This is a genomic window from Streptococcus oralis subsp. oralis (assembly GCF_002096435.1).
Lineage (GTDB): Bacteria > Bacillota > Bacilli > Lactobacillales > Streptococcaceae > Streptococcus > Streptococcus oralis_AA.
In genome coordinates, this window is record NZ_NCUI01000025.1 from 180,127 (window position 1) to 196,866 (window position 16,740).

Annotated in this window: 17 protein-coding genes; all 17 read left to right on the top strand. The window is 42.7% G+C overall.

Annotated elements, in window-relative coordinates; genetic code table 11:
* The first annotated feature begins 50 nt into the window (after positions 1 to 50).
* The 17 genes from spx to nrdD all read left to right on the top strand — a co-directional run bounded on the left by spx (position 51) and on the right by nrdD (position 16,732).
* The gene (spx, locus tag B7723_RS07140) at positions 51 to 449 is read left to right on the top strand and encodes a transcriptional regulator Spx (protein ID WP_000591165.1); all 399 of its coding nucleotides are present in this window, start codon (positions 51 to 53) and stop codon (positions 447 to 449) included.
* A gap of 66 nt (positions 450 to 515) precedes the next feature.
* Positions 516 to 1,085: an SP0191 family lipoprotein gene (locus tag B7723_RS07145; RefSeq protein WP_084850002.1), complete on the top strand. Its 570-nt coding sequence runs from the start codon at positions 516 to 518 to the stop codon at positions 1,083 to 1,085.
* An 86-nt stretch (positions 1,086 to 1,171) separates the two neighbouring features.
* A complete protein-coding gene (locus B7723_RS07150) occupies positions 1,172 to 1,438 on the top strand; it encodes an IreB family regulatory phosphoprotein (RefSeq protein WP_000507059.1) in 267 nt (88 codons plus the stop codon).
* Between the two features lie 3 nt (positions 1,439 to 1,441).
* On the top strand, positions 1,442 to 1,861 hold the full coding sequence (gene ruvX / locus B7723_RS07155; RefSeq protein WP_002876031.1) for a Holliday junction resolvase RuvX: 420 nt from the start codon (positions 1,442 to 1,444) through the stop codon (positions 1,859 to 1,861).
* A 15-nt stretch (positions 1,862 to 1,876) separates the two neighbouring features.
* On the top strand, positions 1,877 to 2,182 hold the full coding sequence (locus B7723_RS07160) for a DUF1292 domain-containing protein (protein ID WP_061421468.1): 306 nt from the start codon (positions 1,877 to 1,879) through the stop codon (positions 2,180 to 2,182).
* Between the two features lie 305 nt (positions 2,183 to 2,487).
* Positions 2,488 to 3,738, top strand: coding sequence for a bifunctional folylpolyglutamate synthase/dihydrofolate synthase (locus B7723_RS07165; RefSeq protein WP_084850001.1), 1,251 nt, complete (start codon positions 2,488 to 2,490; stop codon positions 3,736 to 3,738).
* 90 nt (positions 3,739 to 3,828) lie between these two features.
* On the top strand, positions 3,829 to 4,284 hold the full coding sequence (locus B7723_RS07170; protein ID WP_070799905.1) for an SP_0198 family lipoprotein: 456 nt from the start codon (positions 3,829 to 3,831) through the stop codon (positions 4,282 to 4,284).
* Between the two features lie 184 nt (positions 4,285 to 4,468).
* Entirely contained in the window at positions 4,469 to 5,620 is a 1,152-nt protein-coding gene (locus B7723_RS07175) for an iron-containing alcohol dehydrogenase (RefSeq protein WP_084850000.1), read from the top strand.
* Between the two features lie 104 nt (positions 5,621 to 5,724).
* Positions 5,725 to 6,993 (top strand): glycosyltransferase, encoded by a 1,269-nt coding sequence (locus B7723_RS07180; RefSeq protein ID WP_084850121.1) that lies wholly within the window; start codon positions 5,725 to 5,727, stop codon positions 6,991 to 6,993.
* A gap of 3 nt (positions 6,994 to 6,996) precedes the next feature.
* Positions 6,997 to 7,977: an NAD-dependent epimerase/dehydratase family protein gene (locus B7723_RS07185; protein WP_084849999.1), complete on the top strand. Its 981-nt coding sequence runs from the start codon at positions 6,997 to 6,999 to the stop codon at positions 7,975 to 7,977.
* On the top strand, positions 7,952 to 8,767 hold the full coding sequence (locus B7723_RS07190) for an MBL fold metallo-hydrolase (RefSeq protein ID WP_084849998.1): 816 nt from the start codon (positions 7,952 to 7,954) through the stop codon (positions 8,765 to 8,767). The genes B7723_RS07185 and B7723_RS07190 overlap by 26 nt, the downstream gene beginning before the upstream one ends.
* Entirely contained in the window at positions 8,745 to 10,007 is a 1,263-nt protein-coding gene (locus tag B7723_RS07195; protein WP_084849997.1) for a F390 synthetase-related protein, read from the top strand. Before B7723_RS07190 ends, B7723_RS07195 begins: the two co-directional genes overlap by 23 nt.
* Before the next feature lie 14 nt (positions 10,008 to 10,021).
* Positions 10,022 to 10,966, top strand: a complete 945-nt coding sequence (locus tag B7723_RS07200; RefSeq protein ID WP_084849996.1) for a 3-oxoacyl-[acyl-carrier-protein] synthase III C-terminal domain-containing protein — start codon at positions 10,022 to 10,024, stop codon at positions 10,964 to 10,966.
* A gap of 135 nt (positions 10,967 to 11,101) precedes the next feature.
* Positions 11,102 to 12,634 carry a cardiolipin synthase gene (gene cls, locus B7723_RS07205; RefSeq protein ID WP_084849995.1) on the top strand — a complete coding sequence of 511 codons (1,533 nt, stop codon included), beginning with the start codon at positions 11,102 to 11,104 and terminating at the stop codon, positions 12,632 to 12,634.
* Between the two features lie 73 nt (positions 12,635 to 12,707).
* A complete protein-coding gene (locus tag B7723_RS10540; protein ID WP_181187146.1) occupies positions 12,708 to 12,851 on the top strand; it encodes a hypothetical protein in 144 nt (47 codons plus the stop codon).
* 35 nt (positions 12,852 to 12,886) lie between these two features.
* Complete coding sequence (locus tag B7723_RS07210; protein WP_084849994.1) at positions 12,887 to 14,404, top strand: damage-inducible protein CinA; 1,518 nt, start codon at positions 12,887 to 12,889, stop codon at positions 14,402 to 14,404.
* Between the two features lie 120 nt (positions 14,405 to 14,524).
* Positions 14,525 to 16,732: an anaerobic ribonucleoside-triphosphate reductase gene (gene nrdD, locus B7723_RS07215; protein WP_000636181.1), complete on the top strand. Its 2,208-nt coding sequence runs from the start codon at positions 14,525 to 14,527 to the stop codon at positions 16,730 to 16,732.
* Positions 16,733 to 16,740: the final 8 nt, after the last annotated feature.

Below are 16,740 nucleotides of genomic sequence, written 5' to 3' on the forward strand. Positions count from 1 at the left end.
TGGTATAATAGACTAAACTGATAGTAACATGTAGCGAAAGGGGTAGGTACATGATCAAAATTTATACAGTCTCAAGTTGTACTAGCTGTAAAAAAGCGAAAACCTGGCTCAATGCCCACCAGTTAAGTTATAAAGAACAAAATCTTGGTAAAGAAGGAATTACAAGAGAAGAGTTATTAGATATTCTCACGAAAACAGATAATGGAATTGCCAGTATCGTTTCGTCAAAAAACCGCTACGCTAAGGCACTTGGAGTTGACATAGAGGATTTGAGTGTCAATGAAGTGCTCAACTTAATCATGGAAACACCACGGATCTTAAAGAGTCCGATTCTCGTTGACGAGAAGCGCCTACAAGTCGGCTATAAAGAAGATGATATCCGTGCCTTCTTGCCACGCTCTGTCCGTAATGTAGAAAATGCAGAAGCACGTCTACGTGCAGCTCTATAAAACATCAAGGCTGGGAGTGACTCCTGGCCTTGTTTGCTCTTTTGTTTTAAAATCATGTGAGGAATTATGAAAAAGTTACTAATTACTAGTTTTGCTCTCGTCTTTTTGCTTGCGGGATGTGGGCAAAAAAAGGAAACCCCTGCTGCTTCTACAACAGCATCTGACCCCATCCAATCAAACCTTCCCGTTTTGGACAATGCCGAAAAAAATACGGTTGTCACCAAGACTCTGTTGATGCCGAAGTCAGAAAATGGAACGCAACAGATTCAAACCATTACCTATAAAGGTAATCAGTTTTTGACCTTGACCATCCAGCAAAAACGACCTGTCGGGGATGAACTCAAGACCTTTATCTCTGAAAATGGCCTAGAGGAGACGCAAAAAGCGCTTCTAGAAGCGGAAGAAAAGGATGAGACCATCCAAGAGGCACGCAAACTAGCAGGATTCAAACTGGAAACAAAGCTACTCAGCGAGACAGAAATCCAGACTACAACGACTTATGATTTTCAAGTATTGGATGTCAAAAAGGCATCTCAGCTAGAATATTTAAAAAATATCGGCCTTGAAAATCTCTTAAAAAACGAACCTAGCCAATATATTGCAGATAGAGTGGCAAATGGGGCGACAGAACAATAGAAAATCCAAATTAATAGACTGACTTATTTGTAGAACGTCAGGGAATGTGCTATAATAGTACTATTCTAAGGAAAGAGGGTGTTAGAATGGGATTTACTGAAGAAACTGTACGGTTTAAATTGGATGATTCCAATAAGAAAGAAATTAGCGAAACGTTGACAGACGTCTATGCTTCTTTGAACGACAAGGGCTACAATCCGATTAACCAGATCGTCGGTTATGTACTGAGTGGTGACCCTGCCTACGTTCCTCGTTATAACAATGCACGAAATCAAATCCGTAAGTATGAGCGTGATGAAATTGTTGAAGAATTGGTACGCTACTACCTTAAAGGACAAGGAGTCGATCTATAATCTATGAGAATTATGGGATTGGACGTCGGTTCAAAAACAGTAGGGGTGGCGATTAGTGATCCACTAGGCTTCACCGCTCAGGGACTTGAAATCATCCAGATTAATGAGGATCAAGGCCAGTTTGGTTTTGACCGCATCAAGGAATTGGTTGACAGCTATAAGGTAGAACGCTTTGTAGTAGGTTTGCCAAAGAACATGAACAATACCAGCGGTCCGCGAGTAGAAGCCAGTCAAGCCTATGGTGCCAAGCTAGAAGAACTCTTTGGTTTGCCAGTAGACTATCAGGATGAGCGTTTGACAACGGTCGCTGCGGAGCGTATGTTGATTGAACAAGCAGATATCAGCCGTAACAAACGCAAGAAAGTTATTGATAAGCTGGCTGCTCAGCTGATTTTGCAAAATTATTTAGATAGAAAATTTTAAGACAGAGGAGAAACTATGTCACACGATCACAACCATGACCACGAAGAACGTGAATTGATTACACTAGTAGATGAGCAAGGAAATGAAACCTTGTTTGAAATTCTTTTGACCATCGATGGGAAAGAAGAATTTGGTAAAAACTATGTTCTGCTAGTGCCAGTTAATGCAGAAGAAGATGAAAATGGTGAAGTTGAAATCCGAGCTTACTCATTCATCGAAAATGAAGACGGAACAGAAGGCGAATTGCAACCAATCCCAGAAGACTCAGAAGACGAATGGAACATGATTGAAGAAGTCTTCAACAGCTTTATGGAGGAGTGATACAGTCTGGGAGACTGTATCACCCCAACTCCTAGAAATTGGAAGAGTTGGAACATCCAGTGAATATTTTTACCCTGACGCTAAAAATAAAAACCGTAAGTAAGTCCAGTGGATATTTTTAGCCCTGCGCCAGAAATTAGAAACGCAGGAATGTTCGGGGGATGTTTTTAGCCCACGTTGAAATTCATAGTAGCTAGTGATTAGCTAACCAGGTAAGAGGTCGGGATTTTAGTCCCGACCTCGTTTTTTATTTGTAATCATACTTTGATGCGGTAGTTGATTGGACTTTTGTTAAGGAGACATGTATGTTTGAAGTAGAAAAGTGGCTTCATAGTCGGATTGGTTTAAATTTTAGATCTGGACTTGGACGAATGCAACGAGCTGTGGATTTGCTGGGGAATCCTGAGAAGACTTATCCTATTATCCACGTAACAGGGACTAATGGTAAAGGGTCAACTATTGCCTTCATGAGGGAGTTGTTTGTTTCTCATGGTAAAAAAGTTGGTACTTTTACTTCTCCTCATATCATCAGTATCCATGATCGAATCTGTATTAATGGGCAACCGATCGCAGAGGAAGACTTTATCCGTATAGCTAACCAAGTCAAAGAGATGGAGAAAACTCTCTTAGAAACACATGATCAATTGTCTTTCTTTGAGTTGTTGACCTTGATTGCCTTGCTTTACTTTAAAGAGCAGGGAGTGGATCTAGTTCTGCTAGAAGTGGGGATTGGTGGTTTGCTTGACACAACGAATGTCGTAACAGGAGAGATTGCAGTTATTACTTCCATTGGCCTAGATCATCAGGAGACCTTGGGCGATAGTCTGAAGGAAATAGCCGAGCAGAAAGCTGGTATTTTCAAGGCCGGCAAGAAGGCGGTCATTGCTAAGCTTGCTCCAGAAGCGGAGCTTGTCTGTCAAAAAAGAGCAAGAGAGTTAGCTGTTGAACTTTATCAAGCTGGGCAAGACTTCACCTTGAATGCTAGGGATTTTTCAAGTAGCCTAGCGAGTTTTTCACAACTTAAAATCAGTTTGGAAGGTGTTTATCAGCAAGAAAATGCTGCCTTGGCTTTGGAAACTTTTCTTCTGTTTATGGCGTCAAGAGGTGAAAGGGTCGAAGAAGTGCTTGTCAGACAGGCTTTGAAGGAGACCCACTGGGCAGGTCGATTAGAACGGATTCGCCCGCAAATCTACCTAGATGGGGCTCACAATCTGCCAGCCTTTACTCGTCTAGTAGAGTTTATCCAGGGGAAAATCCAGCAAGGTTACCAGGTTTGCATCCTTTTTGGAGCACTTAAACGCAAGGATTATCAAGGGATGCTAGGCTATCTATCTAAGCAGTTGCCTCAGGTGGAACTTAAGGTAACAGGCTTTGAGTACCAAGGCTCTCTGGATGAAAAGGATGTGGTAGGTTATGATTTGATTCCTTCCTATGGCGACTTTATCAGAGAATTTGAAGATAAGGCCAATGGCCAGGACTTGCTTTTCGTGACGGGATCCCTCTACTTTATCTCGGAAGTCCGAGCAAGTTTGGTAGAAAGCGACGAGATTAGTTGACCTTATAGGTTTATGTTGCTATACTGTAGGTAGGATGTATATCTGGAAACGATTCCAGCAAAACATTGGCACAAAAGAAAGGAAATCGCTATGAAAACGAAAACATTCACACTTTCTATTGCTTCCCTAGCAATTCTTAGTCTTTTAGCAGCTTGTGGACCTAAGGCACAAGCCCCTACCCAGCAATCTGCTCAGCAATCATCTACTCAACAAGAATCATCTTCTAGCGCTACGACAAGTGCTAGTCAACCGCAGGCATCCTCAAGTCAGGACACTACTGTAGCTCAACCTACGAATATCGATGGTACCTATACTGGAAAGGATGAGAATGACCAAATCACTCTTGTTGTAACAGGTAAAACTGGTACATGGACTGAGGTCGAGCCAGATGGAGATAAGGAAATCAAGCAAGTCAGCTTTGAGCCAGAAAATCAACGTGTCATTATCGGTGATGATGTCAAAATTTACACGGTTAATGGTAATCAATTGATTATCGATGATATGGACCGAGAGGCATCTGACCGAGTGGTATTAACTAAGCAATAATGATTAAGTAGAAGTTCCAATGAGATGAAAGCTATCTTTTTGGAGCTTTTTTCTTGAAAAAGTGGTTGGCTGTTCTTTACTAACTTTTTACTTAAAACGCTTACAAATGTTTGTAAAACTTCTTATAAGGTCGTATACTTATGGTAAATAATCAAATAGCGCAAAGGCGCAGGAGGAAAAACATATGGCTACATTTTACGTTCCGGCAGTTAACCTTATCGGTAAAGGTGTTGTAAATGAAGTAGGCCCGTATATCAAGGAACTGGGGTATAAGAAGGCCCTTTTGGTGACAGATAAGTTCATCGAAGGCAGTGATATTTTACCTAAGGTCCTAAAACCATTAGATGCTGAAGGGGTCGAATATGTGATTTTTAGCGATGTGGAGCCAAATCCGACTTGCAAGAATGTCACAGATGGAGTGGCTGCCCTGAAAGAGCATGGATGTGACTTCATCATCAGTCTTGGAGGAGGATCTCCTCAGGATGCGGCTAGCTGTATCTCTATCATCGCTACAAATGGTGGAAAACCACAGGACTACGAAGGTATTCACAAGTCTGCTAAAAAAGGCTTGCCAGTGGTTGCAATCAATACAACAGCTGGAACTTCTGCAGAAATCACTATTAACTATGTTATTACTGACGAAGAGCGCAAGGTCAAGATGGTAATGGTTGATAAGAACAGCCTCGCCCTCATCTCTGTCAATGATCCAGAACTCATGCTTTCAAAGCCGAAAGGATTGACAGCAGCGACAGGTATGGATGCTCTTACTCACGCTGTCGAAGCCTTGGTAACACCAGGTGCTTATAATGTGACCAAGAAACTTTCTATCGGAGCGATTGAACTCATCAAGGAGTATCTTCCTCGTGCTGTGGCAAATGGCCAAGATATTGAAGCGCGTGAGGGTATGGTCAATGCCATCTTCCTCGGTGGTATGAGCTTTAACAATGCTGGTTTGGGTTATGTTCATTCTATGGCTCACCAACTCGGTGCGGTATATAACTTGCCACATGGTGTCTGCTGTGCCATGCTTCTCCCAGTTGTAGAACGTGAAAATGCCAAGCGTGTACCAGAAGCTTTCCGCAATGTGGCCAAGGCCTTGGGACTCCATGTTGAAGGGAAAACAGACCAAGAATGTGCTGACTATGCTATCGCTGAGATTGAGAAACTTTCTGAAACTGTTGGTATTCCGAAGAAACTCACTGAACTCGGTATCCAAGAAAAAGACTTTGACTTTGACTACCTTTCTAAGAATGCTTTGATTGATGCATGTGCGCCAGGCAATCCATTTATGCCAACTTTAGAAGAAACCATTGCTCTCTACAAAGAACTTTTTTAAAGACTAAGTAGAGTGGAAGGAACTTATTCTTCAAAATATAAATAATATTGGAAAGAACTATCATTTTGGTAGTTCTTTTTTTTAAAATTTGCTATCCTAGACATATGAGAAAAATCAAAATTGATGTGGTTGTAGTACCCTTAAGTGGGCATCTCTTCCCAACACTGAATTTACTTGCACCCTTGTTGAAGGATCCCTTGTATGAGATTCGATTATTTACAGGGCCGCAACGAAAAACTGTAGCAGAGGAGATGGGATTCCGGGTGATTCCCATTTTAGAAAATTGTGTAGATGAGTTTGAGCGTGTAGCCAACAATGAAGGTCAATTAAACCTGTTTTCTGCTTATCGACAGTTGTCAGCTAGTCTTGATTTGATCAATGTGGTTTCAGATCGATTAGTGCAAGAGTGGCAGGAAAATAGACCGGATATTGTGATTGCGGACTTTATAACCCTCTCTGGAGGACTTGTTGCGGAACAGTTGAATATTCCCTGGATTACCACGATGGCGACACAGTTTGCCATTGAAACGACAGATGGACCGCCTTGTTTCTTTGGAGGAATGGGCAGTCCAAAAACATCTTTCCAATCTGGTCTGCAATGGCTAGGAAGAAAAGGGACTCGTTTAGGGAAACGAATCGTAAGATTTTTATTGAGAGAACGATTGAAACGTTACGATTTTAAGCTCTACAATCAGAAAGGTCAGGAAACCATCTATTCACCCTATTCCATCTTGGGAATTGGGATGAAAGAGTTGGAGCTGAAAAGTGGTTTTCCAGAGCACTACCTTTGGGTGGGACCTTTTGGCTCTTCGATTGAGAGGGCAGAAAATTATCCCCTCGATTTGTCTCCTTATGCAGGTTATAAGAAGGTCCTTGTCTCCTGTGGCACTCAGCTAGCATGGGCTAAAGACAATCTCCTCTATCAGACACAACAATTGGCAGAAGCACATCCAGATTGCCACTTCTTTGTGACTCTGGGGTTTGGCGGACAAGACTTCCAATGTGAAGAGCTCATGGACAATGTTTCTGTGGTATCCTATCTTCCCTATAAGGAGTACATTCCTCAGATGGATTATGTGATTCATCATGGTGGTGCAGGTATTTTTTACCAGTGTATCATCTATGGTAAGCCTGCCTTGATTCTTCCCCATGACTATGATCAGTATGACTATGCAGTTCGTGGATTAGAGGCAGGGATTGCCTTGACTGCTAAACGAGAGAATACGGAAGCGATTGGACGCGCCTTTGATGAGTTGTTGGCTAGAGATGACTGGGCAGACTTGAACAAACTTAGTCGTGCAGCTCAAATCTATCAGCCAACAGAGATTCTGAAGAGCGAAATACATCGGCTCTTAGGGGACAAGGAGAAGTAAAAAATGAAGAAAGTATTGGTAACAGGTGCTACGGGCTTTCTAGGCAAGTATGTTGTTGAAGAGCTCAGTCAGCAGGGCTATCAGGTACGCGCTTTTGGACGCAATCGCAAGGTGGGTCAGTCTTTAGAAAACTCCTCTGTGGCGTTTTTTCAGGGAGATTTGACCAAGCAAGAGGACTTGGCTCGGGCTTGTCAGGGGATGGACATGGTTGTGCATGCGGGTGCTCTTTCTACCGTTTGGGGTGCTTGGGAGGATTTCTACCAGACAAATGTCTTAGGGACCAAGTATGTTCTGGATGCTTGCCGAGAGGCTGGTATTCAGAGTTTGGTTTATGTGTCCTCGCCTAGCATCTATGCTGCGCCTCGAGATCAGTTAGCTATCAAAGAAAGTGCTGCGCCTCAGGAAAATAATCTGAACAACTACATTCGTAGTAAGCTGGCTTCGGAGAAGCTGTTTAAGGATTATCCCGATGTTCCGAGTATTATTTTACGACCTCGTGGGCTTTTTGGGATTGGGGATACCAGTATTTTGCCCCGAGTTCTCAAACTCAGTCAGAAGATTGGCATTCCCTTAATAGGAGACGGTCGTCAGCTCATGGATATGACCTGTGTGGAAAATGTCGCTCTGGCAATTCGCTTGGCGCTAGAGACTCCTCAAGCTAGTGGCGAAGTTTATAATATTACCAATGGGGAACCAAGAGCCTTTAAGGATTTGATAGAAGAAACCTTGAGAGGGTTGGGCTATCCAATAACATACAGAAAAGTGCCAGCTCCTCTTCTTTCAGTTATTGCCAGTAGTTTAGAGTTTCTGTATAAGGTCTTGAAACTCAAAGGTGAACCGCCTCTGACACGCTATACCTATTATCTGCTCCGTTATAGTCAGACGTTGGACATCAGCAAGGCGGAGCGAGACTTGGGTTATCGCCCTCAAATCAGTATTTCGGAAGGGATTGAACAATATGTCCAAGATTATCGAAAGCATTGATTATTTCCCAGCAGGCTACTGTACCAGCTACACAGGTTTGCTATTTAAGGGAGTTAAGAATCAAAAGATGACCTTTCCAGCAGGTGTTTTTCTTATCAAACACAGGGACAAGGGCTATCTCCTCTATGACACAGGCTATCATTACGGTATTAAGACCCGGCTTCGCTATGGTTTCTATCGGCTAGGAACGCCCGTTCAAATGACGGAGAAGGACCAGATTTCACATTTGCTGGAAGCGAAGGGAATCAAACCAGAAGAAATTAACTATGTTCTTCTGTCGCACCTACATCCAGATCATCTGGGAGGAGCTAGTTTCTTTCCTCGTGCAACCTTTATCTTGACAAAAGAAGTATATGAAGTCTACCAAAAACCCAAGTTGAAAGACCTGATTTTCAAGGAGTTTTTACCAGCTTCTTTTGAGAAAAATCTAACCATTATCAGAGCTGACCAGCAAGTTTCAACTTTTCCCTATCGTCCGATTTGTGATCTTTTCGGAGATGGCAGTATCCTAGTAGCCTCTGTTGACGGGCATGCTAGGGGGCAAGCCTGTTTATATTTTCCAGACCTTAATCTCCTCATTGCAGCGGACCTCTGTTGGGGAATTGACCTCTTACCTTACACCAAGCAGATGCACCTGATTCCTTCCTTGGTCCAGGATAATAAGGCCGACTATATCAGGGGGACAGAGTTTCTGGAGGAAGTCTTAAAGGCCGGTATTGAGGTAGTTGTTAGCCATGATCCTGTAGAAAGGATAGAGTCAATCCTACATGAAAAAAATAACCTTTCTTAAAACCTTTATCCAAACTCGTTGGCTTCATTATTTCAAATCTCGAGAAGCTGTAGAAAACTATCAGAAAAAGCAATTAGCTAACTATATGGACTTTTTAAAGCGAGAGTCGCCCTACTTTAAAAATGGGGTTCCTAGCAACTTTGACCATATGGACAAGGCTTTTATGATGGAACATTTCAATGAGCTCAACTCCCAAGGAGTGGATCGTGATGAAGCCTTATCCTTAGCTATTGAAAGTGAGAAGACCCGTGACTTCACTGAACTTAAAGGCGAAGTAGCCGTCGGTCTGTCTTCAGGGACGTCTGGACATCGGGGGCTCTTTATCACAACAGAGAAAGAGCGAAGTATGTGGGCTGCGGCTATCTTGGCAAAGATGTTGCCCAAGGGGCAGCTTTTTGGACACCGCATCGCCTTTTTCCTGAGAGCTGATAATGAACTCTATCAGACCATCAATACGGCGCTCATTCGTCTAGAGTATTTTGATATTTTCAAACATACAGATGAGCATATCGAGCGACTCAACAACTATCAACCAACGATTATTGTGGCGCCAGCCTCGATGTTGATTGAATTGAGCAAGCGTCTCAAGGATGGAGAGTTAGCTATTCACCCACAAAAAATCGTTTCGGTGGCGGAAATCTTGGAAGATAGTGATAGGGGACGGATCGCAGAAGCCTTTTCACTATCCATCATTGACCAAGTTTATCAGGCGACAGAAGGTTTCCTAGCCTGCACTTGCTCAGCTGGCAATCTACATCTCAACGAAGACATTATCTTTGTGGAAAAGCAGTATCTAGATGACCGCCGTTTTTATCCAGTGATTACGGATTTTAAGCGAAGTAGTCAGCCTGTTTATCGCTACCAGCTCAATGATATCTTGGTTGAAAATCAGGAGCCTTGTCCCTGTGGCTCCTACTATACACGGATTGACAAGGTCGAAGGACGTTCTGATGATATCTTCTACTTTGAAGGGCAGAATGGGGAGCAGGTAACGATCTATCCAGACTTTATCAGGCGTTGTATCCTCTTTGTGGAGAATGTAGGAGATTACCAAGTTAAGCAACATTCCGAGAAATTAGTGGAAGTTTGTTTAAGCCGACGAGATGAGGACGTAGAGACAGCAATTTTAGCACAGTTCCAACTCTTGGCCCAGCAAAAAGAGTTCATAGTTCCTCAAATCCAATTTTCAGATTATCATTGGGATACTAGCCGTAAACTCAAACGTATTCAACGTTTATGAAAGGAAAAAAGACAATGACAGAAGTAAAAAGACATGTAGAAATCGCAGGTTATGGCATTTGCCTTCCAAAAAATACTGTGCAGTTTAAAGACCAGACCCGTTATCGTGTAGTTGAAAATGAAGAAACACAACTCGACTTGGCGGAAGGAGCTATCCACCGTGCACTTGAACATGCAAATTTGGATATTAAAGATATCGATTGCCTTGTATCAGCTAGTGCAGTTGGTGTTCAGCCTATTCCTTGTACGGCTGCCTTGATTCATGAGCGCGTGGCAAAAGGACTCTCAATTCCAGCAATGGACATCAATACGACCTGTACCAGCTTTATTTCTGCTCTATCGACTATGTCCCACTTGATTGAGGCGGGCGAATACAATCGTGTCTTGATTGTGTCTAGTGAGGTTGGAAGTTTAGGGCTCAATCCCAAGCAAAAAGAAAGTTTTGAACTCTTTAGTGATGGGGCAGCAGCCTTTATTTTCCAAAAAAGTCATCAGGGAAGAGGGGTCATTGCTAGTCTCCAACGTACTTGGTCAGAAGGAGCTCACGATACGGAAATTCGTGGAGGTCTGACTTCTTTTCAACCAAAAGAGTACTCTGAAGCGACGAAGACCAACTATATGTTTGACATGAAGGGGAAGAAAATCCTCCTCTTGTCTGCTCGTAAAATCCCAGTCATGTTTGAAGAGTTTCAAGAAAAAACACAGCTAGCCTTGGCAGACGTGGACTATATCATTCCTCACCAAGCAAGTCGTGCTCTTCCTTTGGTTATGGAAAAACTAGGTGTGGCTGAGGATCAGTACCTCAATCTCGTCACTGACTATGGAAATATGGTGTCAGTCTCTGTACCGTTTGGCCTGGCTTATTCTTTGGAGCATGGACTTATCAAGGAGGGAGATGTCGTCTACCTTATGGGGACTGCAGCTGGTATGACGGTCAATATGTTGGCTTTGAAATTGTAATAATCATCTAAACACGGAACGACTGGAACTTGAGCAAAGGTAAAAGGTTGCCATCTACCCCTGAACTGAGGTATACTAGTAGAAACATTAATTTATCAAGCAGTTAAGGAGAATGTTAGAAAAGGAAGGGGATGTATGACAGCTAGAAAAATGCAGCTACTCATGTCCAAATATGGTTTCAGTATTACCATCATGTTGGCAGAGTTGTTTATCGTCTTTGGTTTATTTCTCTATCTAGGGCAAATGGCTCCAATTGTCTGGATTATCCTAGTCATTTTAGTGAGCTTAGCGACTATTGTATCGATTGTCAATCGGTCCATGAATCCTGAGAGTAAGGTAACATGGCTGTTAGTAGCCTTTGTGCCAGTGTTTGGTCCCTTACTCTATATCATGTTTGGAGAACGCCGTTTATCTAAAAAGGAATTGAAGCAGCTAAAGCAGCTCCAATCAATGGTTGATCGAGAGGACAATAGCAGAACTCTCCGTTTGGAGTTAAAAGAGCAGGACAAGTCAGCTTACGGAGTTATCAAATCTCTCCTCAGCATGGACGCGAATGCCGATGTCTATGATCGAACGGATACACAATTTTTTGCATCTGGTGAAAGCATGTGGCAGCAGATGCTAGAGGATCTCAAGAAAGCTGAGAAGTTTATCTTTCTCGAATACTATATCATCGAAGAAGGTTTGATGTGGAATAGTTTTTTGGAGATTTTGGAAGAAAAGGCCGCTCAAGGAGTAGAGGTGAAGCTTCTCTATGATGATATTGGTTGTATGGCAACCTTGCCTGGAGATTACACCATACAGCTTCGTGGTCGAGGGATTGAAGCCCATAAATTTAATAAGGTGATTCCACGTTTGACCGTCGCCTATAACAACCGTGATCATCGTAAAATCATGATTATCGATGGTCAAATTGCCTATACAGGTGGTGTCAATCTGGCCGATGAGTATATCAACCATATCGAACGTTTTGGTTATTGGAAGGATAGCGGTATTCGTCTGGATGGACCAGCAGTTAAGGCTTTTACCAGACTCTTTTTATCTGCCTGGTACATCAACCGTGGAGAGATTAGTGACTTTGATCAATACCATCTCGAAAATCACCCCAAAGATGGGATGGGGCTCTGTATTCCCTATAGTAGTGGACCAAAACCCATCTACCGAGCTCAAGTTGGAAAAACGGTCTACCAAAATCTTATCAATCAAGCTACAGATTACGTCTATATCACGACTCCCTATCTGATTGCGGACTATGATCTCACCGAAAGTATCAAAAATGCAGCTCTGAGAGGGGTAGATGTGCGAATTGTAACACCGTGTATACCAGATAAGAAGGTCATCCAATTGGTTACTCGTGGAGCCTATCCAGACTTGTTATCTGCGGGGGTTCGTATTTATGAGTACAGTCCGGGATTCCTTCATAGCAAGCAAATGCTTGTCGATGGAGAAGTGGCCACCGTGGGAACAATCAATTTTGACTATCGGAGCTTGCTCCACCACTATGAAAATGCCGTTTTGCTTTATAGAACGCAGTCTATCATCGATATTGAAAGGGACTTCGAAGAGATTTTTAAAGTTTCTCAAGAAATTTATCCCCACACTATCAAAACTAGCTGGTATCAAAGCCTCATCAAAGAAATTGTCCAGTTGTTTGCACCTATGCTCTAACTATCCATCAAGATCTAGCCCAAGGCTGGGTCTTTTTTGTCTTCTTACGAATAGATAAGTAAAGGAGAAAACCATGCTTAATTTAGAAGATGATGATTTTGTCAGAGAGTATAGAAACAGTCGCTTCCACCGTTTTCGTGAAATCGAACGCTTTGCGCTATTGGATAAGAAATTCAGCAAATATCAATCCCAAGCTGACATTCCTGTAAGATTTTGATATACTAAAACAGATAAACTTAGAGGAGAAATTGAATGAACGTATACGGGAAAATAGATGAGAAACAAGAAGAATCTCATTACCAAGACTGGTCAGTGCCAGAAAAACGAGAAGGAGCTTCCATTCCCTTTTTTAGTATTTTGCTTTGGAGTTTAGTAGCCACAGCCATTTCGGTTGCCCTGCCTTTTATTTTTGGTTTAGTCAGTCCGCAACAAAGTCAGGATCTTTATACCGGTTGGGCCTTGCATCAAAATGGTCAAATGTATACAGATTATTTTGGGACGGAGGGATTGCTCTATTATGTGCTAACCTACCTTTTTCAAGGCAGTATTCTGATTGCTTTGGTTGAGTGGTTGGCCTTGTTTGGAGCAGGTGTTTTTCTTTTTAAGGCTGCGGATACTCTTGCCGGCCAAGAAAAGGAAGCGAAGCGACTTGTCTTTATTTTATACTTGCTTGTAGCGGGCCTCGCTTTTGGTGGTGGCTATGCTCTCTTGCTAGCCCTGCCTTTCCTATTTTATTCATTGAGTATCGTTACAAATTATCTCGCTTTTCCAAAGGATGATAAAGGATTTGTACGAGTGGGGATGAGCCTTGCTCTCGCTTTCTTCCTTGCGCCAATCCCAACCGTCTTGTTTGCGGCTGTACTGGCCTTGGGGATTATCGGCTTTAATCTAGCTAAAGGTCACTTTGTTCATGGTCTATATCAGTTCTTTGCGTCAGCCCTAGGATTTTCACTCTTATTCTATCCTTTAGGCTACTATACAGTGTGGACAGGTAGTTTTGGAGATGCTATTAGCCAGACCTTGTATCCGGTAAATACTCTTAGCCTCTTTTCAAATTCGCATTTGCTTGAAAATGCAGCCTTCTATGGTTTGCTTGCCATTGGATTAGGTTCCCTTGGTTTGCTCTTTGCAGGCTTGTTCCAGTCAAAACCAGCCAAGCAATATGCCCTCTCAATTGCTACTAGCTTGGGATTGTTGATTTCTTTAGGAATCTTGATTCTCTCCCAAGAACCTATCAACGGTACTCGTCTTGTGGTGCTAATTCCTTTCTTGGTCTTGCTCCTTCTGACAGGAATCAAGGAAGATGTTTCGGAGGGAGGGAGTCGTCGTAGAAGAAGACGTGAGAAACAAACTTCTTTCTTTAAAGGAAATTTCTATCTACCACTGATTGCCCTTGCTTATCTCATTGTTCTTCCTATTGTGAGTCGTTACCTTTCTCACCCAACGACTTATCAGGAGAGAGACCGTCTTGCTAGCGTGGTCAAACAACAAACGAGTTCTGAGGATCGTGTCTATGCTTGGGATGATCGTCCTGATTTCTACCGTGCAAGTGAACGCTTGGCGCCGACTTCTCTATCAACTCCAAAACTTTATACTGCAAGCGATGAAAATAAAACCAAACTGATGAATGACCTGAAAGAGAATCAACCGAAGATGATTGTGGTCAATCAAAAAGTTGCCTTGTGGTCAGATGTAGAGAGCTGGCTCAGTGAAAACTATGAGCTTGTTCAGACAAATACTAGCGAGTTCAAACTTTATAAATCCAAATAACAAAAAATCAATATCTTGTGGAATTTTAAAATTTTTAGGATTTTTAACACAAGATATTGATTTTTATTTTAAGAGTGGTATAATACTTCATAGAACAACATTTTAGAAAAGAGCATGGATATGATTGTATTAGAAGAAAAGCTTGCAACCGTTCCCACCTTGTTCGTTGAAAAACGAGATGGTAGACGAGTGGTGTTTGATGTAGACAAGATTGACAAGGCTCTCCACAAGGCGGCGGAAAAGGTTATGGACGTTACGCCTCTAGTAGAAAAACGCCTAAATGGTCTAGTTGAAAGAATCGTGACTGAAATTCACAGCCGCTTCCCTCAAGGTGTCAAGATTTATGAAATTCAAAATGTCGTAGAGCACGAACTCCTTGAAGCCAAAGAGTATGCACTAGCTGAGGAGTATATCACTTATCGGACACAAAGGGATTTTGAGCGCTCAAAAGCGACAGATATCAACTTTAGTATCCATAAACTTCTCAATAAAGATCAAGCAGTTGTCAATGAAAATGCCAATAAAGACAGCGATGTCTTCAACACCCAGCGTGATTTGACAGCAGGGATTGTTGGGAAGTCGATTGGGCTGCAAATGCTTCCTAAGCACGTAGCTAATGCTCACCAAAAAGGGGATATCCACTATCATGACTTGGACTACAGTCCCTACACTCCTATGACCAACTGCTGTTTGATTGATTTTAAAGGCATGCTAGAAAATGGTTTTAAGATTGGGAATGCAGAGGTAGAGAGTCCCAAGTCTATCCAGACTGCGACAGCTCAAATTTCTCAAATCATCGCTAACGTTGCTTCTAGCCAGTACGGGGGTTGCTCAGCTGACCGTATCGATGAAGTCTTGGCTCCGTATGCGGAGAAGAATTACCAAAAGCACCTCAAGGATGCGGAAGAGTGGGTCTTGCCCGAGAAACGGGAAGATTATGCTTGGAAGAAAACCCAAAAGGACATCTACGATGCCATGCAATCTCTTGAGTATGAAATCAATACCCTCTTCACTTCAAATGGACAAACACCTTTTACTTCACTAGGTTTTGGTCTAGGAACTAGTCGTTTTGAGCGGGAAATTCAAAAAGCTATCTTGACCATCCGAATCAAGGGGCTTGGTTCAGAACACCGCACAGCCATCTTTCCTAAACTCATCTTTACGCTGAAAAGAGGACTCAACTTAGAGGAAGGTTCACCTAACTACGACATCAAACAGTTGGCTCTTGAGTGTGCAACCAAGCGGATGTACCCAGATGTCTTGTCCTATGATAAGATTATCGAACTGACTGGTTCTTTCAAGGTTCCTATGGGTTGTCGCTCCTTCCTCCAAGGCTGGAAAGATGAAAATGGTGTTGAGGTCAATTCAGGTCGTATGAATCTAGGTGTTGTGACGGTTAATCTGCCTCGTATCGCCCTCGAGTCTGAAGGAGATCTGAATAAGTTTTGGGAAATCTTCAACGAGAGAATGAACATTGCGGAGGATGCTCTGGTTTATCGTGTCGAACGAACCAAGGAAGCAACACCAGCAAATGCCCCTATCCTTTATCAGTATGGAGCCTTCGGTCGCCGTCTCGGAAAAGAAGAAAGTGTTGACCAACTCTTTAAGAATCGCCGTGCGACAGTTTCGCTGGGCTACATCGGTTTGTACGAAGTGGCTACAGTCTTCTTTGGAAATAGCTGGGAAAGCAATCCTGAAGCCAAGGAATTCACATTGGATATTATTCGCGATATGAAACGTCGTGTGGAAGAGTGGTCTGACCAATATGGTTACCATTTCTCGATCTACTCCACACCGTCTGAAAGTCTGACAGATCGCTTCTGTCGCTTAGACACAGAGAAGTTTGGTTCTATTCCTGACATCACGGATAAGGAATACTACACCAACTCGTTCCACTACGATGTCCGGAAAAATCCAACGCCGTTTGAAAAATTAGACTTTGAGAAAGTTTATCCAGAAGTAGGTGCGTCAGGTGGTTTTATCCATTATTGTGAGTATCCAGTTCTTCAACAAAATCCTAAAGCCTTGGAAGCTGTTTGGGACTATGCCTATGACCGTGTCGGCTATCTAGGGACCAATACTCCTATTGATCGTTGCTACAAGTGTGACTTTGAAGGGGATTTTGAACCAACTGAGCGAGGATTTGCTTGTCCAAACTGTGGCAATAGCGACCCTAAAACAGTAGACGTGGTCAAACGTACGTGTGGTTATCTGGGAAATCCTCAAGCGCGTCCGATGGTTAATGGACGCCACAAGGAAATCGCTGCGCGTGTCAAACACATGAACGGTTCAACTATTAAAACAGCCGGACATGAAGTAACAAATTAGAAGGAAAT

Coding starts and splice junctions, on each gene's coding strand:
- spx (WP_000591165.1), top strand. CDS start 51: ATGATCAAAATTTATACAGTCTCAAGTTGTACTAGCTGTAAAAAAGCG.
- B7723_RS07145 (WP_084850002.1), top strand. CDS start 516: ATGAAAAAGTTACTAATTACTAGTTTTGCTCTCGTCTTTTTGCTTGCG.
- B7723_RS07150 (WP_000507059.1), top strand. CDS start 1,172: ATGGGATTTACTGAAGAAACTGTACGGTTTAAATTGGATGATTCCAAT.
- ruvX (WP_002876031.1), top strand. CDS start 1,442: ATGAGAATTATGGGATTGGACGTCGGTTCAAAAACAGTAGGGGTGGCG.
- B7723_RS07160 (WP_061421468.1), top strand. CDS start 1,877: ATGTCACACGATCACAACCATGACCACGAAGAACGTGAATTGATTACA.
- B7723_RS07165 (WP_084850001.1), top strand. CDS start 2,488: ATGTTTGAAGTAGAAAAGTGGCTTCATAGTCGGATTGGTTTAAATTTT.
- B7723_RS07170 (WP_070799905.1), top strand. CDS start 3,829: ATGAAAACGAAAACATTCACACTTTCTATTGCTTCCCTAGCAATTCTT.
- B7723_RS07175 (WP_084850000.1), top strand. CDS start 4,469: ATGGCTACATTTTACGTTCCGGCAGTTAACCTTATCGGTAAAGGTGTT.
- B7723_RS07180 (WP_084850121.1), top strand. CDS start 5,725: ATGAGAAAAATCAAAATTGATGTGGTTGTAGTACCCTTAAGTGGGCAT.
- B7723_RS07185 (WP_084849999.1), top strand. CDS start 6,997: ATGAAGAAAGTATTGGTAACAGGTGCTACGGGCTTTCTAGGCAAGTAT.
- B7723_RS07190 (WP_084849998.1), top strand. CDS start 7,952: ATGTCCAAGATTATCGAAAGCATTGATTATTTCCCAGCAGGCTACTGT.
- B7723_RS07195 (WP_084849997.1), top strand. CDS start 8,745: ATGAAAAAAATAACCTTTCTTAAAACCTTTATCCAAACTCGTTGGCTT.
- B7723_RS07200 (WP_084849996.1), top strand. CDS start 10,022: ATGACAGAAGTAAAAAGACATGTAGAAATCGCAGGTTATGGCATTTGC.
- cls (WP_084849995.1), top strand. CDS start 11,102: ATGACAGCTAGAAAAATGCAGCTACTCATGTCCAAATATGGTTTCAGT.
- B7723_RS10540 (WP_181187146.1), top strand. CDS start 12,708: ATGCTTAATTTAGAAGATGATGATTTTGTCAGAGAGTATAGAAACAGT.
- B7723_RS07210 (WP_084849994.1), top strand. CDS start 12,887: ATGAACGTATACGGGAAAATAGATGAGAAACAAGAAGAATCTCATTAC.
- nrdD (WP_000636181.1), top strand. CDS start 14,525: ATGATTGTATTAGAAGAAAAGCTTGCAACCGTTCCCACCTTGTTCGTT.